The sequence below is a fragment of the Eubacteriales bacterium mix99 genome (genome assembly GCA_038396605.1).
Classification (GTDB): domain Bacteria; phylum Bacillota; class Clostridia; order Caldicoprobacterales; family DTU083; genus UBA4874.
The window spans coordinates 1,495,918-1,521,224 of record CP121690.1 but is presented as its reverse complement, the minus strand read 5'-3'; the positions used below and the strand labels follow the sequence as shown (position 1 = coordinate 1,521,224).

The 25,307-nt window shown below is 48.3% G+C and carries 25 protein-coding genes and 2 pseudogenes; 8 read left to right on the top strand and 19 right to left on the bottom strand.

Translation table 11 applies throughout. The features are described from left to right. Positions 1–132: 132 nt before the first annotated feature. From QBE55_06505 to QBE55_06495, 3 genes are all read left to right on the top strand, one after another. Positions 133–303 (top strand): transposon-encoded TnpW family protein, encoded by a 171-nt coding sequence (locus tag QBE55_06505; GenBank protein ID WZL79882.1) that lies wholly within the window; start codon positions 133–135, stop codon positions 301–303. A gap of 539 nt (positions 304–842) precedes the next feature. Further along, positions 843–2,285, top strand: coding sequence for a transposase (locus tag QBE55_06500; protein ID WZL79774.1), 1,443 nt, complete (start codon positions 843–845; stop codon positions 2,283–2,285). A 46-nt stretch (positions 2,286–2,331) separates the two neighbouring features. Beyond that, positions 2,332–3,033 (top strand): hypothetical protein, encoded by a 702-nt coding sequence (locus tag QBE55_06495; protein WZL79773.1) that lies wholly within the window; start codon positions 2,332–2,334, stop codon positions 3,031–3,033. On the opposite strand, the gene QBE55_06490 is transcribed toward QBE55_06495, so the two are convergent. From QBE55_06490 to QBE55_06480, 3 genes are all read right to left on the bottom strand, one after another. Continuing rightward, entirely contained in the window at positions 3,002–4,534 is a 1,533-nt protein-coding gene (locus QBE55_06490; protein ID WZL79772.1) for an IS66 family transposase, read from the bottom strand. The genes QBE55_06495 and QBE55_06490 overlap by 32 nt on opposite strands. A gap of 64 nt (positions 4,535–4,598) precedes the next feature. Continuing rightward, a complete protein-coding gene (gene tnpB / locus QBE55_06485) occupies positions 4,599–4,949 on the bottom strand; it encodes an IS66 family insertion sequence element accessory protein TnpB (protein WZL79771.1) in 351 nt (116 codons plus the stop codon). Then, positions 4,949–5,311, bottom strand: a complete 363-nt coding sequence (locus QBE55_06480) for an IS66 family insertion sequence element accessory protein TnpB (GenBank protein WZL79770.1) — start codon at positions 5,309–5,311, stop codon at positions 4,949–4,951. The genes tnpB and QBE55_06480 overlap by 1 nt, the downstream gene beginning before the upstream one ends. Before the next feature lie 266 nt (positions 5,312–5,577). Between QBE55_06480 and QBE55_06475 the strand changes: the two are divergent. The 3 genes and pseudogenes from QBE55_06475 to QBE55_06465 all read left to right on the top strand — a co-directional run bounded on the left by QBE55_06475 (position 5,578) and on the right by QBE55_06465 (position 6,807). Beyond that, a pseudogene (locus tag QBE55_06475) lies at positions 5,578–5,940 on the top strand (type IV secretory system conjugative DNA transfer family protein). Further along, positions 5,915–6,328, top strand: a complete 414-nt coding sequence (locus QBE55_06470) for a DNA topoisomerase (protein ID WZL79769.1) — start codon at positions 5,915–5,917, stop codon at positions 6,326–6,328. The pseudogene QBE55_06475 and the gene QBE55_06470 overlap by 26 nt, the downstream one beginning before the upstream one ends. Continuing rightward, a pseudogene (locus QBE55_06465) lies at positions 6,295–6,807 on the top strand (amidohydrolase family protein). Before QBE55_06470 ends, QBE55_06465 begins: the two are co-directional and overlap by 34 nt. 32 nt (positions 6,808–6,839) lie before the next feature. On the opposite strand, the gene QBE55_06460 reads toward QBE55_06465, so the two are convergent. The 7 genes from QBE55_06460 to QBE55_06430 all read right to left on the bottom strand — a co-directional run bounded on the left by QBE55_06460 (position 6,840) and on the right by QBE55_06430 (position 13,468). Then, positions 6,840–8,048, bottom strand: a complete 1,209-nt coding sequence (locus QBE55_06460; protein ID WZL79768.1) for a sialidase family protein — start codon at positions 8,046–8,048, stop codon at positions 6,840–6,842. Positions 8,049–8,064: 16 nt separating this feature from the next. Further along, positions 8,065–8,937 carry an N-acetylneuraminate lyase gene (locus QBE55_06455; protein WZL79767.1) on the bottom strand — a complete coding sequence of 291 codons (873 nt, stop codon included), beginning with the start codon at positions 8,935–8,937 and terminating at the stop codon, positions 8,065–8,067. A 23-nt stretch (positions 8,938–8,960) separates the two neighbouring features. Next, a complete protein-coding gene (locus QBE55_06450; protein ID WZL79766.1) occupies positions 8,961–9,284 on the bottom strand; it encodes a hypothetical protein in 324 nt (107 codons plus the stop codon). Positions 9,285–9,444: 160 nt separating this feature from the next. Beyond that, entirely contained in the window at positions 9,445–10,329 is an 885-nt protein-coding gene (locus tag QBE55_06445; protein ID WZL79765.1) for a sialate O-acetylesterase, read from the bottom strand. Between the two features lie 122 nt (positions 10,330–10,451). Further along, positions 10,452–10,949, bottom strand: coding sequence for a superoxide dismutase family protein (locus tag QBE55_06440; protein ID WZL79764.1), 498 nt, complete (start codon positions 10,947–10,949; stop codon positions 10,452–10,454). A gap of 123 nt (positions 10,950–11,072) precedes the next feature. Next, complete coding sequence (locus QBE55_06435) at positions 11,073–12,689, bottom strand: hypothetical protein (GenBank protein WZL79763.1); 1,617 nt, start codon at positions 12,687–12,689, stop codon at positions 11,073–11,075. A gap of 56 nt (positions 12,690–12,745) precedes the next feature. Continuing rightward, positions 12,746–13,468 (bottom strand): ABC transporter ATP-binding protein, encoded by a 723-nt coding sequence (locus tag QBE55_06430; protein WZL79762.1) that lies wholly within the window; start codon positions 13,466–13,468, stop codon positions 12,746–12,748. A gap of 415 nt (positions 13,469–13,883) precedes the next feature. Between QBE55_06430 and QBE55_06425 the strand changes: the two genes are divergently transcribed. Continuing rightward, the gene (locus tag QBE55_06425) at positions 13,884–16,817 is read left to right on the top strand and encodes an insulinase family protein (GenBank protein ID WZL79761.1); all 2,934 of its coding nucleotides are present in this window, start codon (positions 13,884–13,886) and stop codon (positions 16,815–16,817) included. Between the two features lie 72 nt (positions 16,818–16,889). On the opposite strand, the gene QBE55_06420 is transcribed toward QBE55_06425, so the two are convergent. The 3 genes from QBE55_06420 to QBE55_06410 are packed head-to-tail and all read right to left on the bottom strand — an operon-like array spanning position 16,890 to position 19,263. Further along, a complete protein-coding gene (locus QBE55_06420; GenBank protein ID WZL79760.1) occupies positions 16,890–17,762 on the bottom strand; it encodes a methyltransferase domain-containing protein in 873 nt (290 codons plus the stop codon). An 11-nt stretch (positions 17,763–17,773) separates the two neighbouring features. Continuing rightward, positions 17,774–19,027 carry an MFS transporter gene (locus QBE55_06415; GenBank protein WZL79759.1) on the bottom strand — a complete coding sequence of 418 codons (1,254 nt, stop codon included), beginning with the start codon at positions 19,025–19,027 and terminating at the stop codon, positions 17,774–17,776. Next, positions 19,024–19,263: a hypothetical protein gene (locus QBE55_06410; protein ID WZL79758.1), complete on the bottom strand. Its 240-nt coding sequence runs from the start codon at positions 19,261–19,263 to the stop codon at positions 19,024–19,026. Before QBE55_06410 ends, QBE55_06415 begins: the two co-directional genes overlap by 4 nt. A 278-nt stretch (positions 19,264–19,541) precedes the next feature. Here QBE55_06410 and QBE55_06405 point away from each other — a divergent pair, with 278 nt between their 5' ends. Beyond that, the gene (locus QBE55_06405) at positions 19,542–19,964 is read left to right on the top strand and encodes a DUF3842 family protein (GenBank protein WZL79757.1); all 423 of its coding nucleotides are present in this window, start codon (positions 19,542–19,544) and stop codon (positions 19,962–19,964) included. Here QBE55_06405 and QBE55_06400 read toward each other — a convergent pair. The 6 genes from QBE55_06400 to QBE55_06375 form a co-directional block, all read right to left on the bottom strand. Beyond that, positions 19,939–20,544 carry a uridine kinase gene (locus tag QBE55_06400; protein ID WZL79756.1) on the bottom strand — a complete coding sequence of 202 codons (606 nt, stop codon included), beginning with the start codon at positions 20,542–20,544 and terminating at the stop codon, positions 19,939–19,941. The two genes, QBE55_06405 and QBE55_06400, sit on opposite strands and share 26 nt — an antisense overlap. Continuing rightward, positions 20,537–21,067, bottom strand: coding sequence for an ECF transporter S component (locus QBE55_06395; GenBank protein ID WZL79755.1), 531 nt, complete (start codon positions 21,065–21,067; stop codon positions 20,537–20,539). Before QBE55_06395 ends, QBE55_06400 begins: the two co-directional genes overlap by 8 nt. Before the next feature lie 337 nt (positions 21,068–21,404). Beyond that, the gene (locus QBE55_06390; GenBank protein WZL79754.1) at positions 21,405–22,070 is read right to left on the bottom strand and encodes a DUF6320 domain-containing protein; all 666 of its coding nucleotides are present in this window, start codon (positions 22,068–22,070) and stop codon (positions 21,405–21,407) included. Continuing rightward, positions 22,042–23,337: a hypothetical protein gene (locus tag QBE55_06385; GenBank protein ID WZL79753.1), complete on the bottom strand. Its 1,296-nt coding sequence runs from the start codon at positions 23,335–23,337 to the stop codon at positions 22,042–22,044. The genes QBE55_06390 and QBE55_06385 overlap by 29 nt, the downstream gene beginning before the upstream one ends. 131 nt (positions 23,338–23,468) lie before the next feature. Next, complete coding sequence (locus tag QBE55_06380; protein WZL79752.1) at positions 23,469–24,374, bottom strand: carbohydrate ABC transporter permease; 906 nt, start codon at positions 24,372–24,374, stop codon at positions 23,469–23,471. A gap of 12 nt (positions 24,375–24,386) precedes the next feature. After that, positions 24,387–25,301 carry an ABC transporter permease subunit gene (locus QBE55_06375; protein WZL79751.1) on the bottom strand — a complete coding sequence of 305 codons (915 nt, stop codon included), beginning with the start codon at positions 25,299–25,301 and terminating at the stop codon, positions 24,387–24,389. Positions 25,302–25,307 lie beyond the last annotated feature (6 nt).

The window sequence follows — 25,307 nt, the reverse complement described above, 5'->3', positions numbered from 1 at the left end:
GCATGTCAACGGGGGACCTGTGTGTTTGTATCCCAAGGTCCGGAAGGCGGCCCCCAACAGTCGATAAATTCTCATTCGATGATTGTGAAAGGAGCGCCTATGAATAACGAAAAATCCGTCAACAGCACCACCATGTCCGACAGTGTTGTCTCCCTTATTGCACAGGAGAACGAATGCCCCGTGCTTGTGAAGAAAATTGGCAAAACCACTTACCGGGTACAAATCCATTTTAGCGCCACCAGCCGGGAAACCATGAGCGACAAAATCAAGCGGATGCTCCGCAACGAGATCAGCCGGATGTAATATTCTGTTTTCAATAAAAAAGTCCTTGACAATTCGTTAAAATGCACGGAGTGACATTGTGAGGCTTTGGTGCTACTATTATAATGTTTAGTGGAAGAATAAGCCGGATTTTGTTTGAATGGTTAATTTCGCAGTCTAATTGAGTAATCGCCTATAGCATGGCTGATTCTCAGTTTAGCAACCATTTGAAATTGGAGGAATTATATGTATAAAGCTGTATTATTCTTTATAAAATTTTGTTAAGCTGAATACATTTTATGCGAAGAAATAAGTTAAGGATTTGTTTTATTAAAGGAGTGTGAAGTATATGGATGACCTTTATGACATTAGCCTTATAAATCGGGACTTTAATATAAATGACAAAATTTATAAATTAGTCACACCAACAATGATTTTTAGGTATGTATCGGGATAGAACATAGTTCAAATAATGTGTGAAAAGCGCCATTTCATCAGCAATATCGGCGCTTTTTCTTATTGACATTACAAAAAATTTGTGGTATAATTTAGGTATATTTTAGGTATACGAGGTGTTGGCTGTGGGTAAATATTCTGTGCCAGAATCCATACTAAAATTCAAGCCAAAAGGCACGATGGTGAAGCTTATTTCCGGGCGCTACTATGTTTATGAATATTCCAGCGTAAAAGGATCTGACGGAAAACGACGAACAAAAATGGGAAAAGAAATCGGAACAATCCTGGATGGCGTCGGATTCGTCCCAAATAACGGATTTAATTGTGACGAGGAAATAACCACTCTTGAATTTGGCGAATATGCGGTTGTCCTTTCAAATTCTCAGAAAACGCTATTGCTTCTTCAAGAATGCTTCAATCAAGTAGATGCCCTCAGAATATATGTGGTGGCACTGATTCATTATATACATGGTTTTTTGTACATGAAAGATATACATAAGTACTACGAAATGAGCTATCTATCCCTGAAATACCCTTCCCTGAAGCTGGGATACGCCGCATTATCTTCTCTGTATGATAGCCTGGGCCGTCGCCAGGGAAAAATACTCCATCTGGAAGAAAAACTTGTTACTGAGTGCTCAGGGCAAGTCGCAATTGATGGGCACGTAATAGGCTGTGGCTCTATGGAAAACGATCTTGCTGAAAAGGGATATAAATTCTGGAAAATCGGAGAACCACAGATCAATCTTCTCATGGCATATGACGTTAACACCGGTATGCCCCTTATTTCCAGAATATATGAAGGCGGGAGCCAGGATAAAGTCAGCGTTAAGGATTTGCTTGTTCAGGTTGAGTTAAAGGATTTGCTCTTTATTGTCGATCGTGGATTCTACAGTGCCGACAACCTCAATCTGTTCACGTCAAATGGCAACTCATACATTATACCGCTTGCCAAAAACCTCACAACCTGCAAGATGGCCGTCAGCAGTCTTGAGATGACAGGAAGATTTATGTACCAAAAAGGACGCAAAGCTTCCGTGGTTGAGTATAGGGAACAGATAACAGACGGGCAAAGAGTTCTTACGTTCAGGGATCTGAACGAGGCTTCAACGGAGCAGGCAAACTATCTCCGCCACCTGGCACGAGGGGATAAGTCGTATACCGATGAAAACTTCAATAAGCTGAAAGATTTTATGGGAGTTACCGTACTGCAGACGAGTTTGACAGCACAGACACCCCAGGAAATTTACGAGCTATACAAGAAGCGTTGGTCTATCGAGACATATTACAACTATTTCAAGAACAAGGCAGACTACAATGCTCTGTATCAAGCCGATTTTTACAAGACACAAGGTCTAGCATTCATTATGCTTGTCAGTGCTCTAATACATAAAAACTTTGAGGATGCTGTAGCCGGAATTAAGGGGAAGTCGGCTCAGGACTGTATTCTTGATGCAAAAATGGTAAAAGCGAATAAACGTCGCGGCTGTTGGATCGTATGCAATTGCAAAAAAAGTCATCAAACTCTATTCAATCAGCTTAATACTAAAATGGCTGTCGAGGTGTGAGAGGCAGGCTACCTAAAAAACCAAAAAGTTGTGATTAGTAGTGCAAATGCAAATCACCAAACAGATAAATAATTGCATTCATATTCTCGTTCTGTGTGAAAAAGAATGTTCTGATAAGTTGTTGATGATAGAATGGGATTCTGCGAGCAGAAAAGTTATTCCTATTTTTAAAGATGACTTGAGTACTATTATTTATGCAATTAAAAAAATCCCATTTCCAATAGAATATCAACAAACAATAAATGATTTCAAAAAAACAGATATTGAGATTATGTCTTCAATTCAATTTGTACAGCTAACAGATGCTGTAATGATAGCTGTACAGTTCCACCCATCTAATTTAGATAAGTGCGACAGTACAGTAGAAGTAGAAATGCTGGAGAATGTTCGACTGACACCAAAGCTGTTTACATATGCGGCGTTTGATGGAATTTCTTCCTACCTATATTATGAGCTTGACCGTGCAGATGCTGATAAAATTAAAAACTGGGGGCTCCTTTCCCCAATTAGGATTTATATTAATAACACTTTTTACGGAGAGTACTTTGCTCAAGAAAACCATGTAGTTAGCGACCAAAGGATAACCTTTTTATGTCAACAAAAAACGGCCGCTGCTCTTGGGTCTCATCGGATGGGCAAAATGCGTATAGAAGGTGGGAATGTTTACGAAATAAGCGACTTTGTTGTTTCATCTGCCGGGCTCTATAATGTAACCGTCAAGCCAAGGGTGACACCTTCCATGGCATAAGGGTTTTAGGATCGACGCCGTTCGGAGCTTGAGTGAAAATCTTCGTGAGATATTCAAACGGCACAAGCCCGTTTTCTCTGGCGGAAACGATCAGACTGTAATAAACCGCGCTGGCTCTCGCGCCGTTAGGGGTGTTGGAAAACAGCCAGTTTTTGCGTCCCATCACAAAGGGACGGATCGAATTTTCAGCGCGGTTGTTGCTGATTTCAAGCCTGCCGTCCAATAAATAAGCTCTGAGATATTTGCGCTGGCTCTGCGCATAATAGACCGCCTTGCCCAGCAGAGACTTTGGCAGCGCGCGAAGCGAATCGGCCCATGTGAAAAAAGCCTCCATCATCGGTTTGGAGAGTTGTTCACGCTTTTCCCGGCGTTCTTCCGGGGACAGCAAAGCAAACTGTTTCTCAAAATGAAACAGCCTGTCACAGTAGGCGATCCCTTTTTGGGCATCGGACGAGTCACGTTTTTCTTTCGGCAGCGTTTGCAGCGCCTCGTCGAACTTTCGGCGCAGATGTGCCCAACAGCCCACAACGGTAATCCGGTCAGGGAGTTTGTGATAGCCGTCATAACCGTCCGTATGGAGAAAACCCGAAAAATCTTTCAAAAAGGTTTCCGGGTGGGTATACTTTCGGTCCCTTTGGTAGTCATACAGCACAATTTGGTGTTCCGCCTCGCCGCTTGTCCGGTAAAGCCACATATAACTCTTGCTCCGGGCGGGCTTGCCGTTCTCATGCAGCACCTGGAGGGTGGTTTCGTCTGCGTGAAGGACCTGATGCTCGCATAACTGCCGTTTCATCTCTTTGTATATCGGCTCCAGCCAATCTTCACTGGCTTTTACGAGCCAATTCGACATCGTCTGACGGGAAAGCAGAATGCCGTTTTGTGCCCATTCCCGCTCCTGCCGGTAAAGCGGGCTGCCCATCACAAATTTCTGTACAGCGATGTGGGCGACCGATTCGGGCGATGCGAAACCGCCTTTGATGACGGGTTCCGGCATGCTCGCCTTGACGATCGGCACACGGTCGGAAGATTCCTCACAGTGCCGGCAGGCGTAAATATGCCGTACATGGCGGACAAGCACGGCTTTTGCCGGGATGATTTTCAGTTCCTCGCGCACCTCTTCGCCCATCTTGTGCAGAGGACAGCCGCAGTCAGGACAGACACGTTTTTCTTCCGGCAGCTCATGCAGGATGACCTCGACGGGCAAATCTTCCGGCAGCTTGTCGGTGGTCAGACGGGTCTTCCGGCGATAATGCGCTTTGACTTTAGTGATCTCCGGCTCCGGTGCGGTCAAATCGGCGGTTTCCTCCGCTTCGTTGAACAAGCACAACTGTCCGTTGTCCGTCTGCTCACTGGACGTGCCAAATCGTTTGTGACTGGCAAGTCGAAATTGTTCCGTCAGCCACTCTACCTGCTGTTTCAGCTCGGCAATCTGCTCCGCCTGCTTGAGAAAATTCTCATAAACATGCAGCGGAATTTCAACTGTTTTCTCTCGCTTTTCCATACTCTAATTATACCGTAAAAACCGCATGGAATCAAGAAATATCGGCTTTTTCGCACCCGATATTTTACGAAATTTTACGTTCGGAAACCTCGCTTCGGCTGAGCTTCTTTGCAAGCCTTGCACTGTCAATCAGACAGGATAATTCTTCGCTGTTCAGCGCCATTGTCGCTTCTCCATCCGACGACGGCCAACGGAAATGTCCGCGTTCCAGCCGCTTGAAATACAGCCAGAAGCCGTCGCCGTCCCATTCAAGTATTTTTATACGGTCACGGTTTCGGTTGCAGAAAACGAACAGCGCATCGGCGAAAGGGTCCAGAGAAAAGCTCTGCTGCACAAGCGTCATCAGCCCATTGATGGATTTCCTCATGTCCGTGCATCCGCAGCACAGATACACGGGCTTTTCACCGAAGCGCATCACAGCGACCTCAGTACGCGGCAGACCTTCGCCAACAGTTCCGAATCCGTCGAGGCAGTTACCTTGATATGACAGCCGCCGATTTCGATGGTCAGCATACTTTCGGTAGCGGCGGCAAGTTTAGGCTCCTCAAGCTGCGTCCATCCGTTCGGCACAAGACCGCCCTCGCCGCCTTGTTTCTCCAATAGCCCCGTACAGGCAGCTTCCCGTACTTTCTTCTGTCTGTAGTAATAGGTGGCTTTGCTGATTCCCTTTTCTTCGCAGAATGCGTTTACGGTCTGCCCGCCGGCGATCCGCTCTTTTACCTCTTCACCCAGCCCGACAGCCGGAACCGCGTCACAATTTTTTGTGTATCCACTCAATTCACTCCAATTTGGTCCAAAGCACTTCTTAGAGCGTTTTGAACTCTTTTGAAGTAAATTGTACCCTTTCTGACGCCTTTCCTGCAATGTGACGGCCGGGTTGACGGTTACAGTTATAATAAATAATTTATCTGTTGATTTGTTTTATCAGTCCTGTCATGACAACAAAAAGGGTATTACAATATAAAAGCTTTGTAACGGAAATTCTTCCCGCTGCAGGGCTTTTATTTTTGATTTTCTGATAACAAAGTCCTTGACAATTCGTCTCTGGCAAAACAGCGAAATCGATCCTGATTTCCTGCGGCGCAAGAATGGCCCCGTTCGACATTCAGGAGCTTCGGGATCTGACGGCCTACGACGAGTTGGAGCTGGACACGCTGGGTGACCGCAAGACCGCCCTGTTCATCATCATATCGGATACCGCCGACACTTTTAATTTTTTAGTTTCAATGGCCTATACGCAGCTTTTCAATCTGCTGTGTGAAAAGGCAGACGACGTGTACGGCGGGCGCTTGCCTGTTCATGTCCGGTGCCTGCTTGACGAATTTGCCAATATCGGGCAGATCTCCAAGTTTGAAAAGTTGATCGCCACCATCCGAAGCCGTGAAATCTCGGCCTGCCTTGTTTTGTAGGCGCAGAGCCAGCTCAAGGCCCTGTACAAAGACAACGCCGACACGATCATCGGCAACGACGCCAAAACACAACACTCCGCGCCCCCATTCACGGGGGTGCGGTCTGCAATCGCTTTATGCAAAGAAACTCTGTACCTATCCGCGCACCGACAGCCGCTTCCTGACAAACGATATGGAAGGGACCGTCTCGGCGCTTGCTTCCGTTGTCGCCTCGATCTGCGGCGCGGATGTTCCCGAAAACCTCAACGCCGGTCAGGTCTGCGACAGTACGAAGGTCAGCGACCATCACGCCATCGTTCCCAAGCAACTACCCATAGGGAATTTATTGGTTTTGGGACGCTTCATGCCGCCATGGAGGATCCCCTTTCCGAGATTGACCGGATAGAAAAGTTGAGCCTGAAAGGCATTAAGCTTCATCCTAACACACAGCGGTTTCCGATTGACGATATACGAATGGATCCCGTTTATGACGCGCTGCAGGGGCGGCTTCCCGTCTTGATCCACTGCGGAGATCCCCGGTATGACTATTCTCATCCCAGGCGCCTGAGGCGGGTATTGGAACGGTTCCCCAAACTGACTGTGATAGCCGCACATTTAGGCGGGTAGTCCATGTTTGATACGGCTTTTGAATATCTCAAAGATACGGCCTGCTATCTTGACCTGTCCAGCAGCATGATGTTTTTGGGCCCGAGCCAAACAAAGCGTTACATATCCGGTTATGGTGCGGAACGGATCCTGTTCGGCTCGGATTTCCCCATGTGGAGTCCCGGAAAAGAATGGAAGGCCTTTATGGAATTGAAACTGCCGCCTTTAGAAACAGAGAAAATAGGGTATCAAAATGCCAGGAATATCCTTGGGTGCTAGGACTCATGCTATAACAGTCAATGTTAGACCTGTTATACTTGTTTCTTATCTCGTGTCATGATTTCACTGTTCGTTTCTCCGTCGGTTAGCCACTCCAAGTTTACCCGGGCAAATGTCAGATAACGCGGCTGGGTATATAATTCTCCATCCACATCATGCTCATAAAAACAGTATAGCCATTTACCATCATTGGAAAAAGCAATGTCCGAATATCCTGCACGTTCCTCCAACAGGCGGGAAAAATTCCATGTTTGGCAGTTATCCAGAGATAACCTTAATGTAAGCCTGGCTCGCACCCTGGAATAATTATTTTCCCGGCAGGGACGTACCGCACAATTGGAAAATGCAATGGCATGGCACTGCCCGGATACAGGCTTTCCACTCCTTGTAATACTTCCGCAGCATATGGGATCCGGTAATTGCCTGTCATAGATCGGTTCAGAAAAATCAGTCAAGCCATTGGGAGAGACGCTAATTGCACGATAATGTGTCTTTCCTTCGTGGCGGATATTGAGAAGGACAGAACCATCGTCCAGCTGAACGGCACTGGTTTCGTTTGGATTTCGCAAGCTGTCCGGAGAGGGCACTTCATCGTGGAACCTTTCGCAATCTGAATCCTTATCTTTTTTCAAAACAACTTTGGAATTATTACCGGATAAATCCCTGGGGCCGATAATCTCCCCCACTTCCCATGTCTTTCCCGAATCATGGCTGACAATGGTGGAGACGACGGAAGGGTGATGTACCCTTTTTCCGCCGTTCGCCATCCAAACTGGCACTAACAGTGTACCGCTTTTCAACTCGATGCCATGGCCCGGTCCAAATGCGAAAACATCCCATCGATAACCGTACTTTGTATAAAATTGCTCCAGGTATTCCGTGATCTCAACCAGAGAGTGGAAAGAGATCCCATCATCGTCGCTGTATTGCAGAAATCCCCTGTGGTAATCTTCCTGCCATAGAAAATAGATGCGACCATCTCTTGCTGCTATCATGACGGGATTATTGACAGCCGTATTCGTTGTTCTTTCCGCCAACATATCAATTGATGACCAGGTTTGTCCACCATCTTCACTGCGGCGGTAGCCTACACCCCTGGTCTGCCAATCGCTGCCTCCCATGCGGGTTTCAAAATAGGTGAGTATCGTCCCCTTCGCGGTAACCACCATTCCGGGGATCCGATAATAGGGATATGGGCCTTCATTATAGCGGGTCAGGGATGTCTTGTATAATTCCTGCATTTTAATACCTCCTGATTCAAAGTAAATCGGCTGTCGCTTTCTTCAGCATTTCATATTCTTCTGCTGTTATGGGTTTAAACGGTTTGCGGCATTCTCCAAAGTCCAGGCCCATCATTGTCAATATGGCCTTTTCTCCGGGCATTACTCCCACCTTGGCCAATACGTCAATAATATTATCCGCTTCAGTTTGAATTTTACGGGCTTCTTCCATTTGTCCCTGCTGAAACAGCTTCATAATCCGTATGTATTTCTCGGCCATGAAATTATAAGTGCTGCCTATGCCTCCATCTGCCCCCGCTGCCAAACCGGAAAGGAGCATTTCATCATAGCCATTAAAAATCAGTTTATCAGGATATGTTTTCTTTAAGCGGTTCAACACATAAAAATCACTCGAAGTATGCTTCACTCCTATAAATCGTTTATCGCAGAGAAATTGGCTTGCTCTGTCCACCGTCAAAGTGACACCAGAGAACGCAGGAAAATTATAAATGAGAATGGGTGTGGAAACTTTTTCAGCAATACTATAGTAATAGGATTTTATCTCTTCAAATGTAAAATTGTAATAAAAAGGCGGGATGGACGAAATGACATCAGCACCTGTTTTCTCTGCATGCCTGGCCAGTTCAATGGCAGTATCCTGGGAAATAGCACCGATATGGGCAATAACTGCACACCTGCCGTTTACCGCATCCACAACTGTTTCCAGTATGTCCTTCCGTTCGTCCGTGGTCAATAAAAAGGCTTCCGCAGAGCTGCCGCAGCTGTAAAATGCGGATACCCCCTTTTGAATATTCATTTCGATAAGCTGCCTCAATGCTTTCTTGTTTACCTCACCGCTTAAGGTAAACGGTGTCAGTAATGCCGGTATGATTCCTCTGAGATTTTTCATTATTCAAGTCCTTCCTAATTAATCTATTTTCTATTTGGATTACCTGTAAGGGTCCGCCCACCTGTAACATCATAGGTAAGTGTGACCTTATCTTTTTTAGGATCAATGCCGGAAATTGAGAAGATCGCACGGTTCCTACCATTGTAAAGCTCATTACGGTTACTGAACTTAAGTGTATCCTTGATGCCCCATTGTGCATAGACATAAGTATTTTTCTCTATATAGACATAAGTATTTTTCTCTATAAGGAGACGATTATCTTCTATGATTTCTCCTCCGTTCATTGACCAACCAAGAAATACAAGTCCTTTTTCTTCAGCTTCTTTTGGATCAATTGCTGCAAGCATTACTTCTGTTCCCTTTGTAATTCGTAAGGTTTTCAGGCTGGGTAACCCACACACCATTAAGGTGATATGTTAAATGAATGAAACGCAAATTACGAACATATTAATAAAGCCCTGCAGAGATAGGAGAGATATGCAGAGCCTCATTCCTTATAAAATTGATCTATTCCGCTTTCCCGTAAACCATACGGAGTACTTTCTCAGCGTATCGCCTTCCAAGTACCTTCTGCCCTTCTGCATTGATATGGATCCCATCCCCGATATCCGATATTTCCATGCTATCCACACAGTCCGAGTTGGGGATCCATTGTCCGATATCTGAAATCATCGTATTAAAGAGGCGATAGGGATCCCTCGGCAGTAATTTACCGGCCAGAAAAGGCACATCGGGCCCAACGCCCAACTCCCCTCGTAAATCCTTCACAAACCTCTGAAGCTGCATCCTGTATTCTTTGTTGTTTCTGTCGCTCTCACCCTGGTGCCATAAAATTGCCTTCAGCGTACCGGACTTCATGGCCACCCTTGTCCTTCGTACGGCCTCTTCAAAGTACCTGGTGCCCGCACCTTTCTGCCATTGCCCCAGAGATGTTCTGCCTATGGCATTATAAATCAGCCCGATACTTCTGTCGGGAACGGCCCGCACAATTTCCTGCGCAAACGGGTACCCCATGCTGAATCCATTGATTTTATTGGGAAGTTCAACGCTTGAGTATCGATTGTAGCCCTGGACTCCCCTTCCGTCCTTCCTGAGCGCACCAAAGCCTGCAGGTTCCCATCTGTCTTCCCTGTTCAAAAGATAGGCCCTGTCCACCCTGCCGGTGGAAAAGATCGGAACGGGTGCTCTGGAGGCCATATTGGATTGTCCAAGAAACAGATACAGATCAAATCTATCCATGGCCGGCGGATGATCCGGTTCCGCCGGCCCGATGACAGGGATGGAAGCCGAATGATAGGAAATGTCCCGTACAGGATAATCGACCCATGCGCGGTATGGCATGCCGATCAGCATAAAGCCGGCACAGAGCAGTAGAATAAGAACAAATTTCATAAGAACCCCCCCATCCCGCCGCACTGCGGCACAGGTCATGATAAACCGTATTAAAATTATAGCACTTATTGTCGTTTCCTGAAATAGCTTATCCGACTGCTATCAACAAAGTTTTATGTTTTTTACCCTGCCCACTGAATCACACCGCAGGCCAGCCGCTTTCCGGAGTCCCCGGCAGGCTGGGTCCGGTAATCATCGGGACTTTGGTGAATAATAATGGACTTTCCCACAATCTCATTTACTTGAAACTTGTCAGTAAAAAATCCCATACAGGCCCTACCCTGATTGGAAAACAGGACGGGGAAGTCCCCTGCGTGGTTCCCATGAGGCTGATTCGTAGGATTCCAGTGCCCACCGGCAGCCTGAAACGGATCGTTTGGATTGCCCACTTCGCATACGCCGTTTTCATGGATGTGAAATCCAAGCGGCCCTATCGGCGCCTCCGTTGCCGTTGCCGGTTTATATTCCGGCAAGCCGGTGATCTGTACGCTGACCCAGGTTCCTCCCGCAACGTTCTGAAAATTTACCACTCCGTTGATTTGAGGCCGCAGCGGTCCGCCTGTCACGTAAGCAACCGCATTTCTGTTTTCCCAATTCGTCCAATAATCATTCTGATACAAATGATCGCCCCCCATACTTTTATGTACTCCTGTATCAGCATATGAACCATGATTCAAAAGGTGAACGAATGAGTGGGAAACACCAAAAACAGGCTTGTGAAATGCCTGTCTGAGTGATAAAACTTACGCTTCCAAAGCCTGATACCGGTGTCTGGCAAGTGCAAACAACCCATACAGGCCGGGGGCAATCAGCAGGAGGGTAAGCAAACCCAGGGCCGGATAAATCCAGGCTTCCGAAATGCTGTATTGAATCAGGGCAATTGCAGATCCCGCAAGCAAAGCGATTACCAGCCAGGAAAGCAACATACTGAACATAACGTTTAAATTTTGCTTGATTGCTTCCTGAGGGTCATTCCACTCAAGTTTTGGATGCAGAAGATCTATGATCAGGCCCAGAATATTCATAAGGATGTTGACCAGGGTCCCCAGGACAAGGATAACAAGAAATCGGCCGGGCAAAATACGCAAAAGGACAGATAAGGGTATTTCTATCACAATCAGGCATGCAAACGATAAAACGCTGCTTTGGAACAACTTTGCCAGAACCTGGTTTTTCGGGGAGACCGGTATCATCCTGGAGATCCAGAATGTGCGGCCCTCCCTGGAAATGGAGGTACAGGAGATCATATTCATATTGGATCCCAAAAGCATAATTCCCAGCGATATCAGAGCAGTTATGAAACCATATTGAGAATCTCTGGCATAGTCCAACACTTGTTTCAAATCATCCGACTGCGTCAGAAAGGGCAAAATGAAACTAAAAGGAACAATAATAACGCCAACCAGTGAATTCATTACATATATGGGCGTACGCAAAAACAGCTTCCATTCTCTTCGAAACAACGCCAAAACCGGCGAAGACATGGTGCCGACGCTTTTTTCCATACCCTGTCTGGATAAGGCTTTCCCTTTGCGCTTTGTTTCCTGACCGGACAGGCAGCCTTTGTAAAAGAATCGGTCTCCCAGCCACCACAGGGCAGCCAGCAATACCAGGGAGAATCCAGCGTATAACAGAAAATAGCCCCATCCCGGCAAGCCCGGGCGGGATAAACCCAGGGTAGCCCAGATGCTGGCCGGGAATCTGCTCCCAATGAATTTCACAAGCGCAGTGCTGCTCCGGACCAGCTTCTCCATATACTCCGCTTCCTTTCCATCGGGTATGTTCTGTGCAGTAAGACTGATTCCTATCCCGAGAAAGGCGCCCAACAGACTGCCGATAATCATCAGGAGATCCTTGTTCCGCCGGATGTTGACAAGCCGCACCAACAGGATAACAAAGATGGATGCAATCACCAAAGGCGGAACAGGCGCCAGCCCGATTAAAACAATCCCCTTCAGCCAATAAAAAAGGCCGGTTCCCGGAGTGGTGCCATAAAGAATGAATGCAGGGAGAAGAAGAGAAAGCGCGACCGGATACTCACTCAGCAGCACAGTAATAAACTTTGCCCCCAGCACCTCTCCCGGGCGTAAAGGCATGGGGACCAGTAAATCCATATCGTTGGAAAAATAAAATACCGACATAATATAAAAGATACCGAAGACCAGGGAAAGCAGCTGGCACAGCAGGAAGGCAATGGTCAATATGATTTCAGGATGTCCGATTGCCTGAGCTCCCCTGAATATCTGCAGAATCATAAGGCAGTACAAAAAGATCAGGCTGCCAATACCGATTACCACGCCTGCCACAGTGAGGACCGGTTTCCACAGGCTTTTTTTCTCCCGGGTATATTGATATTTCATGAATGAAATCCCAAAATACACATTGCAATAGGTCTTGAGTAAGGAAAGAAATTTTTTCATCGTTCCGTCAGCTCCAAAAAGATATTTTCCAGGGAATCGGCCTGGTCGCCGTGTCTGAGCTCCTCCATGGTACCCATGGCAATCAGTTTTCCTTTGTTGATGATACCAATCCGGTCACAAAGCTTTTCCGCCACCTCCAAAACATGAGTGGAAAAGAACACGGTATTGCCCTCATCGCAGTGTTTCCTCATATATTCCTTCAAAAGATGGGATGATTTGGGATCCAGCCCGACCATTGGTTCATCCAGTATCCATACTGCAGGATTGTGCAGCAGGGCGCCTGTCAATACAATTTTCTGCTTCATCCCATGAGAATAACTTTTTATGAGATCTCCCACCGCGTCCGCCAGGTCGAACATGTCGAGGAATTGAAGGATCCGCCCGTGCCTTTCCTTCACAGGCACTTCATAGACATCTGCCAGGAAATTCAGGTATTCGATCCCGGTGAGCCGGTCATAGACATCCGGGTTATCCGGGACATATCCTGTCTGCCGCTTTGCTTCCAGGGGATTCTCCGCAGTATCAAACCCTGCAAGCCGAATGGTCCCGCTATCGGGATTTAAAAGACCCACCATCATTTTAATGGTAGTGGTTTTCCCTGCTCCGTTGGGACCCAAAAACCCAAAGATCTCTCCGGGACGGACATTCAGATTCAAATCGTCCACAGCTTTTTCGGAACCTCTGTTATAACTCTTTGAAAGATGCTTGATTTCTATCATACGGTTTCTCCTTGCCTTTTTGTTAAATCATTTTAACATACTTTGCCTATAAAAAAAAGTGATGTATGCCGTAGGCGTGCCTCCGGCTGACTGGAAAGCTTGCATAGCGAGATATCTGCGATAGTGATAATAATGAGGATGCTGTCAATGAAAAGTGCGGCTTCAAATCAGGCTCTGTCCATTTCGGACAGGACCTGATTTGCGTGCTGCGGCAACATTCTGCTTGGTTCTGTTCCTATAAAAAAGTAGAAACGGCCCTGCTTTTTTCCCAGCCTCTGATGCTTTATCATGCAGGAATTCATTCGTTGGAAAGAAAAAGAAAGGATTCCCATCGGAAATGTAGAATAACTATTATGGTTATACTAAAAACAAGAATGGAATAGACAATTCCTATTTGAGTGAAAGGAGTTTTTTTATGAACCTGGAAAAAGGAAAGCAATACCATGGCTTTCAGTTGGAAGAACAGAAAGCCATCAAGGAATTAAATGCCACTGCAAACCTGTTCTTTCATGAAAAAAGCGGCGCCAGGCTGCTTTATCTGCAAAACGATGACGACAATAAAGTATTCTCCATATCTTTTCGCACACCGCCGCCGGACAACACGGGAGTACCGCATATTATGGAACATTCGGTGCTGTGCGGCTCCAGAAAGTTTCCCCTGCGGGAACCTTTTGTCGAGCTTGTCAAAGGATCTCTCAATACCTTCCTGAACGCCATCACCTACCCGGATAAAACGGTATATCCCATTGCCAGCCGCAATGACAAGGATTTCACCAATCTGATGGACGTCTATCTGGACGCTGTTTTTTATCCCAGCCTCCATACCAGGCCGGAAACCATGATGCAGGAGGGCTGGCATTACGAACTGGAAGATAAGGATCAGCCCCTGGCCTACAAAGGCGTTGTATATAATGAAATGAAGGGAGCTTATTCCTCCCCGGAGCAGGTCCTTTTTGCGAAAATCCAGGAATCCCTGTATCCGGATACCCCTTATGCCTATGAATCCGGCGGAGATCCCGACTTTATCCCGGATCTGACCCAGGAGCGCTTTGAAGCATTCCATAAAAAATACTATCATCCCTCCAACAGCTACATTTATCTGTATGGAAACGGTGACATGGACGCCCACCTGCGCTTTATCGACGGAGAATATCTGAGCCATTTTGACCGGCAGACGGTGCACTCTGAGATCCCGGTGCAGAAGCCCTTTTCCAAAATGTCAAGGATGGATGCGGAATATTCTGTTTCCGCCCAGGACAACCCTGCAGGCAAGGCCTATCTGAGCCTGAACTATTCCATCGGTCAATCCACCGACCCTTTCCTTTACCTGGCGTTCAACATCCTGGAATACCTGCTGCTGGACAACCCCGCCGCCCCCCTGAAAAAAGCCCTGCTGGAAGCGGGAATCGGCAAGGATGTTTTCGGATCCTTTGAAAATTCGATTCAACAGCCTTTCTTCAGCATTATCGTAAAGGATGCCAATGAAGAAGACGCGGAAAAATTCCGGCAGGTCACGGAAACCACATTGAGGGACCTGGCAGCAAAGGGCATTGACAAGCGTTTGGTGGAAGCCGCCATCAATTTCCGGGAATTCAAACTCCGGGAAGCAGATTTCGGCGGCAGCCCCAAGGGTCTGATCTATGGCATCCGCTGCATGGACAGCTGGCTCTACGGGGAAGACCCCACCATGCACCTGTATTTCGAAGACACCCTGGCAAAGATCCGGAAAGCCCTCACCGAGCCGCTCTTTGAAGAGCTGATTGAAAAATACATACTGAACAATGCTCACAGCAGTATGGTGATTGCAAAGCCCAAACCCGGTCTGGCGGAGAAGAAGGACCAGGAAACCGAAAACAAACTGCGGGACTACAAAAAAACGCTGACGGAATCCCAGGTGGAGGAGATCATCCATCATACCAGGGAATTGAAGCGGAAACAGTCCGAACCCGATTCCGCGGAAGCACTGGCCACCATTCCGACGGTGGAATTGTCCGACATTGAACCCAAAGCGGAGGAGCTGCCTCTGACCGAGAAAACACAATCCGGCATTCCGGTACTGCATCATCCTTTGTTCACCAATGGGATATCTTATGTAAACTTATGGTTCAACACCGATGCCGTACCCGTGGATCTGCTTCCCTATGCCGGGCTGCTGGTCAATGTACTGGGCCAGATCAACACCAAAAATTACAGCTATGAGGAGCTGTCCAACGAAATCAACATCCACACCGGCGGAATTGAATACTCCAACCAATCCCTGGCTTTGAATGCAAAGGACGGGGAATTCAAGCCCAAGCTGCTGATCCAGGCCAAATCACTGGCGGACAAGCTTCCCAGACTGATGGAGCTTTTGTGCGAGCTGGTAAATGAAACCCTGTATCAGGATACCGGTCGGCTCCGGGAAATCGTGCAGGAGGTTCGTTCCCGCATGGAAATGGTAATCAATCAGTCCGGCAATATCATAGCGCTGAACCGCGTCAGCTCCTATTTCTCCCCTGCGGGGAAATATACGGAGCTGGTTTCCGGAATCGAATATTACCGCTTCCTGAGCCATCTGGAACGCAACTTTGACAGTGAAAAAGAAACATTGGTACAGAAACTGGAACAGGCCGCCAATCTGATCTTTCAGAAAAGCAATCTGGTCGCCAGCGTTACCCTGCCCGAAGAGGATTATCCGAAATTTGCCGGGCCGTTCGACCGCTTTGCTGACAGCCTGAAACAGGAAGAATCGGCTCCCGCACCGTTCCCGTTCCGGATTTCGGCAGAAAATGAAGGCCTGATGACCCCCAGCAAGGTGCAGTATGTGGCCAAGGGATACAGCTTCCTCAAGATGGGCTATCACTATACCGGGTCCATGCAGGTGCTTCGGACCATTGCCAATATGGATTACCTCTGGAACCGCGTCCGGATCCAGGGCGGTGCTTACGGCGTGTCTGTCGTCTTTACCCGAAGCGGGATGATGATCTTTACCTCTTACCGGGACCCCAGTCTGCGGGAAACCCTGGAAAACTATGACGGGCTGTCCGATTATCTGTCCGACTTTGAAGCGGACGAGAGGGAAATGAAGAAATACATCATCGGTACCATCAGCAGTATCGATGCGCCCCTGACCCCGCAGATGAAAGGCGACCGGGCGGATATCAACTACTTCACCGGCCTTTCCCGAAGCCAGATCCAGCAGGAAAGGCATGAGATTCTCCGTACAAAGGCAGAAGACATCAAAGCACTGGCCGGTTTGGCACGGGATATTACAAAGAACAACTTTATCTGCGTGCTGGGTGGAGAAGGCAAGATTGAAGCGAATAAGGATTTGTTCAAAAAACGGATCCGCGTCTTCGGACAGGAATAAAACTCTGGAACAAATGAGGAAACAGATAAGGAGACGGAACCTTTTAGGGGACCGTCTCCTTTTTTCATGGAATCAGATCCCGCTGTTTTTCCCAATCAGCACCATCATATCCACCGTTACACTGTCCATACCGGAATGCAATGCGCCCTGGATTTTCTCACGGGAAGCGCTCCAGGAAAGAGGCGTCATACGGATCAAATCCCCCAGCTTTTCCGGATCCATTGCTACGGAATAACGGACCCGTTCCTGGCCGGACAAATGGAAATGTTCCTGAAAATGCCGAAGAACCTTTTCATTGGAATAGGTCTGCTTCTCCGTCCGGTCATACAATGTTTCCCTCAATTCCTTCAGATAATCGCTTTCGGGCACTATCTTGATCAGCAGCCCTCCGTCTGCCAGGATCCTGTGGAATTCCCCGTAATTGGACGGCGACAGGAGATTCAGAATCACATCCATCCTGTAGTCCTGAAACGGACAGTTCGCAAGATCACCGACGCACCAGAGGAAATCCCGATGCTTTCCGGAGGCAATCCGGATTCCTTCTTTTGAAATGTCCATTCCCATGCCATTGACGCCGGCAGGCACCAGATTCCTGAGGCAATCCGCCGTCTGGGCCAGAAAGGTGCCTTCTCCGCATCCCGCATCCAATATCCTGATCGGATTTTGACCGGCAGAGCTGGTTTCCCTTTCCAGAATCCCGCATATTCGCTGTGCCAGGGGCAGAAAAATGCCGCCTGTCAGGATCCGGTTCCTTGCCTGGAGCATCGCCTTGTTATACTCCGTCCGGACAGGACGCAGCAGAAAATTGATATAGCCTTTCCGGGACAGATCGAAGCAATGCCCTTTCCCACAGATCAGGCTCTTTTCCTGTTCCAGCTTCATGGCGCCGGAACATATGGGGCATCGGAACAGCCCCTCACTTTTCTGCAGTCCTTCAAAGGACATGATCTTCCCTCCTATATTTCCACCTGGTTTTCCGAAGTGTTGTGGCGTCTGCGAAGCGCCCGGACTCCCAGCACCATCAGAACCGGAAACAGGACGGCCAGCAGGAGCCCCGCCTTCAGGCCGGTTTCCGTACCGCTGCTGCCGGGAAGCCGGCCAAAGAGAGAAGAATACCCCGCACCCTGCACGGCACTGGATACCAGACCTACAAGGCCGGGACCGGCAGAGCAGCCCACATCCCCTGCCAAAGCCAGTACAGCAAACAGAACCGTTCCTCCCTGTGGATAGAGTTCCGCGGACAGACTTATAATGCCGGGCCACATAATCCCCACAAAAAGCCCCACCAGAGCACATCCGATGAGAGAAACCAGGGGCAGGGGCGAAAAGACGGCCAACAGATAACTTGCCGCACAGCAGACGCTGCTGATGACAAGTGCCCTGTGCAGATCCAGCCCGCTCCCCTTCCATCCGTAAAAAGCGCGGGATACTCCCATAAGCGCGGCAAATGCACCGGGACCCAGCAGATCCCCAAGGGTTTTCGATACCCCGAGCCCTGTTTCCGCAAACAGGGAAGACCACTGGGACATAGCCTGCTCTGATGCTCCTGCACTGAGGATCAGAACAAACAGAATCCAGAACATTCCGGAGGAAAACAGTGTCCGAACGGGGGTCTGCTCCTGTTTTTCCACCAGATTCCGAAGCGGTACCTTCCAAAATAAAAAAGTGTTGCAAAACGGAACCAATGCCCAAAGCAGCGGCAAAAGAAACCAGCGCTCCGTTCCTGCCATCTGAAAATACAGGGTCGAAATCGTCACAACCGCCACATGTCCCCAACAGTAAAAGGAATGCAGCAGGCTCATGGCAGAAGCTTTTTCCTCACCGGGCAGGGATTCCACAATGGGACTGATAATCACTTCAATCGTGCCGCCTCCGATCGCATTCAAAATCACGGCTGCCAGCAGCCCCGCATAGGGATTCGGCAGAACATTGGGTAAAATGCCAAGACAAATCAGACCTGCGGTACACAGGATGTGAGCCAGAACGGCAGAGGTGCGATAACCAATCCGATCCACAAATTGAGCCGCTGCAAGATCCACGAGAATCTGAATGATGAAGTTCAGGGAGATCAGCAGCCCAATCTGCTCCAGGGAAATTCCAAATTCCCTTTGAAACGTGACAAACAAAAGAGGGGACAGATTATTGATAATCGCCTGCGTAATATAACCGATGTAACTGGCGTTTCGGGTATGTTTATAAGTGAATGTCAAAGTCGTCCCCATCTGCAGGTCAGGCTGCCTGCCCCCCCGCTGCTCCGGAAAAGATAATTGCCGCCATTATCCGGAAAGCCAATTCCTGCCCGTCCGATCAGAACCGAAAGACCCCAGGATATCAAAAACAAACCGATCAGCACCTTACCGGTGGAAACATTCCATTTGAAACTGTATTTCAGAATGAGAAACAAACCGGAGGATACCAGGAAAACGCCCCAAAAGGTTAACCACATTTTAAATCCCTCCACTTTTTCCGATGCAATGGGTACATTATATCAAAAAAGGGCAGGGATGCAAAGATGGAATTCCATACGCTCCATACGCAGTGACTGCTTCACACGACGAAAGCCGGTGGATTTCCGTAGGACAGAAAGGCAGTGAGACAGATTGCAAAAAAAGCCATCCTGATATAAGATGAGTGCAGGATGGCAGAAATCCCGTGATCAGACGGGAATAAGGGAGAAAAATGAATTCCATATAAAAAAGTAAGGCAATGGAAGGAGAGATTCAGATGAAAATCCTGGTACTGGACGGACAGGGAGGAAAAATGGGCAAGACCGTTGTGGAACAGTTGAAAGCAAGCTTTCCGGAACAGGAACTGATTGCCATCGGAACCAACAGCATTGCCACCTCCACTATGCTGAAAGCTGGTGCCGACAAGGGAGCAACAGGAGAGAACCCCATTGTTTACAACAGTGCAGACGCCGATATCATCATCGGCCCCATCGGCATTACCGCTGCCAATTCCCTGCTGGGCGAAGTAACCCCCCGGATGGCTGCCGCAGTCGGCGGGTGCCGGGCTGCCAAAATCCTCATCCCCAGCAGCAAATGCAACAGCTATGTGGTGAGCACACAGAACTTAAACCTTTCAGAGTATGTATCCCTGGTTGTGGCAAAGGTCCGGGAAATCATGTCGGAAAACCGGTGCTTCTGACCAAATCACATTGGTCCGCAATCCGATACGTTTCAAAATACCTGTTTTCCATGGGAATCCACTCGTCCTGAAAACGCTTTCCCATGGTCACCCCGTTCCTTCGCCGGATCCGTTCCATCTGAATATCCGGCGCAATGGAAAGAAAAATCCGAAGATCGAAAACGTCCTGCCATAAAGGATACATACTATATACGCCTTCTACGACAGTAAGCCTTTTCGGGACAACACGGACCGTATCCGTCAACGCTGCCTGATGACAATCGTAGATCCGATAATGGAATTCCCTGTCCCCATTCAGATGATCCGCGACTTCGCTTTGAAATCGTTCATGGTCAATGTTCCCTCCGGCCTGGCAGAGACGTTCCCTCGTACGTTGATGAGGCTGCAGGAAGAAATCATCCATATGGATGACATTGCAGTCGCAGCGTCCGGCAACCCGGCCGGCCAGATCGCTTTTGCCGGCTCCGCTGTTCCCTTCTATGGCAACGGTCACCTTCTGCTTCTGATCGAGCTTTTTCTCAATTGCGCCCAGTACTGCCTGGAGAAACCGGTCATCCGGCTGCACCTCCCTCTCAGCCATGAAAAGACGGCCTCTCCCATATCCCGTTTTTCTCCAGGGCAAACAGAATGGCCGGGATCAGGATCAACTGAAGGAGTATGCCGGGCAGAGCCGTAACAAAAGCGCCGGACAGAAAAGTCGAAAACAGATAGGGCTTTCCTGACATCCCCAGCAGGACCAGATTGGCAACCCCCATTACCACCCGTCCCGCCAGCATGGCTCCCACCAGAGATACCATGATGGAATGCTTCCGGGACAGGAAACCGGCTAAAAAGCCATAGGCTGCCAACTCCAGTGCCATGGAGATCCCTGCCGGGTAAATGGGAGGCATACCGGTTGTAAAGCTGGAAAGGAACGGAACAAGGAATCCCACCAGAGCACCGTACTTCCATCCGACGAGAAACCCACAGAGCAGGACAGGAATATGCATGGGCAGAAGCACCTGACCAACCGGGCCAAGGGGATGCAAAGCGATGGGCAATAATACACCCAGTGCGGTAAACATGGCAGCCAGGACAAGCTGAAGCGTCGTTGATTTTTTCACGAGTATCCTCCTTTAAAAAAATAAACCACGAAGCAGTTGTTTTTGGTTCTCAAAAACAAATACCTTCGTGGTATTATGATTCATGGTATGTACTTTTCGTTTCCACTGAAAAATTCTTTTAAAATACTTCCTGATCTTATTTCAAAATACTTTCGTTCTTTCCAACGCATCATGGAACACCAACGCGCCGGCGGCATTGACTTCTGTCAATCATTGGATTCATTATACCGCAGCGGCCGGGACAAAGTCAATCGCATTTTATCATTGACAAGATTGAAATTCTGCAGAATACATGTTCCTTCAAGGCCCTGGATCCGCCATTCATAAGGGATCTCTTTTACCAATGCAGCCTTCTCTGGATTTCTTCCCATAATGCTTTCCTTTCAAAGAACAACAAGGCTGCAAGGAAAATAACAGAGGCCCCGAAGCAAATCGCACAGGGGGTTATCACGCGGACGATCCTCGCCCGAATCAGCACAAACGAGATAATTCCCAGCATACAGTCCATAAAGAGATACAGGATATAATCCTGAATGTGTAGTTTCTGTATTTGAGCAATCAACGTTATGGCAATCATGGCGCAGGTACAAAGGATCGGAAGCACATAATCCAGCGACCAGCCATGGAAGCCTGTAAAGCGATCCCACAGGTAAGCGAGGAGGGATACGACCACCGCCTGCCACAGGACGTCTTTCGTAAGATTATTCCGTTTCCGGATCAGGACAGCAAAGTCGATCCACAGACTGGCAAAACCAGTGATAACAAACAGGGACCACCAGCCGCCCGCCGGCCGGATCAGATTGATGACGACGCTGATGACGGAAGCACAGACAGTCCCAAAAGCAATCAGGGCAAGTAACTTCCGGCTGGCTTTTGGAAGGGTATTCGGCACAGGAAAGCGATTTCCGGTGTTGTCGGGCGTCCCGGAAAGAGCACTTTGGCAAAGGGGACAGCGAAGCGGATTCCCCGGCAAATCAATTCCACAACGGTCGCATCGGAGCATGGAACTCCTCCCCTCTGCGGATTTGTTCCAGATTGGATACCATCTGCACGGAAAACCCCAGATCGGTCAAGCTGCGGAAAAAGCGCCGCTGAAACCCTGTATCAACCAGTGGAGATGACACACTGACTGACAGGGTATCCCCAAAGGAACACAGACAGAGCTGGGGACGTTTGGCACTCAGAAACACGTCAAACAGTCGGATCGTACCTGCCGCTTCAGCCGGCATGGCGATTCGCCCAACGTTGGAAAAAGCCGCGGTATCTCCCCTGTCCTGGCAAAATCCTGCCAGACGAAGAATCGGAATCTTGATCACCAGGGGGATGGCTTTGATCCAGGGGTTATTCTCCATAGCCGAGTAGCGGCTGATAATACCAGACAGGTATTCTTTCGTCAGCTGTTGTTCAAACGACTTCCTTACATGGGCGAGAACCTGCTCAAACTCCTGTCCATCCTGGCAAAAATTATGGGTGACCTGAATCAAACCGAAAAAATTGCGGACGGTCTGGGCAGGAAAAAAGCGCCGCAAATCCACCGGAACGGTAATAACCACCGGACGGGCCCGCTCCCGAACCGTCATACCGTCATAAATGGAACATATCAGCACCGAGACTAAAAACTCGCTGAGAGTGGCATGATGTTCATGCGCTTTTTTCAACACCGCACGGACAGACAGAAAACCTTCGATAATGCCTATGCGGTTATCGGGCAATCTTTCCCCGCGGATACGGAAAGGCCGGTATCGCTTCGCTTTGAGAGTGTTCTCCCTTTTGTCATAGTATTTATGAAAGGCATCCAGACCTTTTTGATCCGGCGCAATGTCATCATCCGGCAGCCGGCCCAATATCCCATACATCTCCGCCAAGTAGACAAAAACCATAGTGCGCATAAAATGCAAGGCGCCGGTTCCGTCCGCAAGGGCGTGGAAAACTTCAAGATTGATTCTTTTCCCATAATAGGACACACGGAACAATAATCCCGGTCTGTCGGGATCGTAAATTGGAGCGCAAACCGGCAGGCTTTCCTCAAGCACCTCGGGCTGCAGACTGCTCTCTTCAAAATAGTACCAGAATAATCCCTTCTTTAATATGGAGCGATATAAGGGAAAGACTTCGACTGTTTTATCCAACGCGTGTTGGAGCACAGCCCCGTCAACCGGTCCCGTCAGCTCACAGACAAAGCGGAAAACCTTTGTACCCCGCTTCGAACTGGTAGGGGGGAAAATCTTCGCGGCATTGTCCAACCGGCTCCATTGCTTGCTTTGTCCCATGAGATACCCTTCCTGCTGTCAATTCTTCTTCTGTAAGCATATTCGTCATTTATTTTAAAAATCCTCTCGAAAAATATCATAATCGCATTTAGCTTCTCCCATTCTTTCTGTTTCCACACATGGTGTCGCATTCACTCCTTCACGGATCCGATCATGACGCCTTTTACAAAATACTTCTGCAGAAACGGATACAGCACAAGAATGGGTATCGTGGCGATAATGATCGTACAGTACTGAACAAGCTGACGCGCCATATACACCAGATCTTCCGAACCGCCCATGATCGCTTCCTGATTCCCCATGGAACCCATATCGTTGGAAATAAGAATCTGGCGCAGAATCAGCTGAAGCGGATGCAGCTTTGCCTTTTGCAGATAAAGCATGGAATCAAACCATGCGTTCCAATGCCCCACTGCATACCATAATGTAATAACAGCCAGCATGGATTTGGACAGGGGAATAATAATGCGGTACAGAATGACAAAATCATTTGCACCATCCAGTCTTGCGGATTCCTCCAGACTCTCCGGTATTCCGCGAAAGGCCGTCCTGCAGATGATCATATTGTACGTGGAGATGGCCCCGGGGACCGTAACCGCCCAGAACGTGTTGTCCATATGCAGGATTTTGGAGATAAGCAGATAACTTGGGATCAGCCCGCCTCCAAAATACATGGTAAATACAATCAGAATCGTCAGGAATTTATTCCACAGCACATTCCTCCGCGATAGTACATACCCGCCCAGTGTCGTCATGAAAAGATTGATACTGAGCCCCAGGACGAGAATGATCAGGGTATTCCGATAGCCGCTCCATATATTGGGGTTGTTCACAACGATTTTATAACCTTCCAGGGTCGGCTTTCCGACGGGCCAGAAAAGCATGCCCATATTCTTCATCAGTTCCACCGGATTGGAAAAGGAAGAGGCAAGGACATGCCACATGGGAGCGACACACGCAAAAGCAACCAGTGCAAGAAAAATATAGTTAAATATATCAAATATCCGTTCCCCGTTTGATTTTTTTATTGCTGCCATAACGTTCCCCCCTTACCACAGACTTGTTTCGGAAACTTTCCCGGATATAAAGTTGGCGGCTACCACCAGGATGAAGTTCACCACCGAATTGAACAGGCCGACAGCAGCGGAAAAGCTCCAGTCCGTATCGATGATGCCGCGCCGGTACACATATGTGGAGATAACGTCCGCTGTTTCATAAATGCCCGAATTGTACAGCAGAAACACCTTCTCAAAGCCGACGCTCATGAGGGATCCCATACGGAGAATTAGCATAATGATGATGGTGGGCAGAATCCCCGGCAGCGTAACGTGCAACATACGGGCAAACCGGCCGGCGCCATCAATGATTGCGGCCTCATACAGCTGCTGATCTATTTTGGAAATGGCAGCCAGATAAATAATGGATCCCCATCCCACACCCTGCCAGATGCCGGACACGACATATACCGTCCGGAAGTTGGACGGATCCTGCAGCAGCGTGCTGCGTGCCCCCTCCCCAAAAAGAAGGGCAATGATATCATTTACAAGTCCCGTGGAAGCGGTAAAATTCTTGATCAGGGCACAGATCACCACAAGGGAGATAAAATGCGGAAGGTAGGAAAGTGTCTGAATCACGCGCTTATAGCGAGGCGCCATGACCTCATTCATTAAAATCGCCAGCAAAAGCGGCGCGGGAAATCCAAAGATCAACTCGTAAAAGCTGATCAGAAAAGTATTGCGGATCAGACGGAACGCATAGGGACCGGTAAAAAAAGTACGAAAATGTTTCAGTCCTGCCCAGGGACTTCCCAGAATGCCTTTTGCAGGTGTAAAGTCCTTGAATGCAATGATCGCGCCATACATGGGCTGATAGTGAAACAGCAGGTAATAGACAAGCACAGGCAAAGCCATCAGATAGATATAGCGATTTCTCTTAAAATCATTTTTAATCATAACCCGGGTCATGTATTT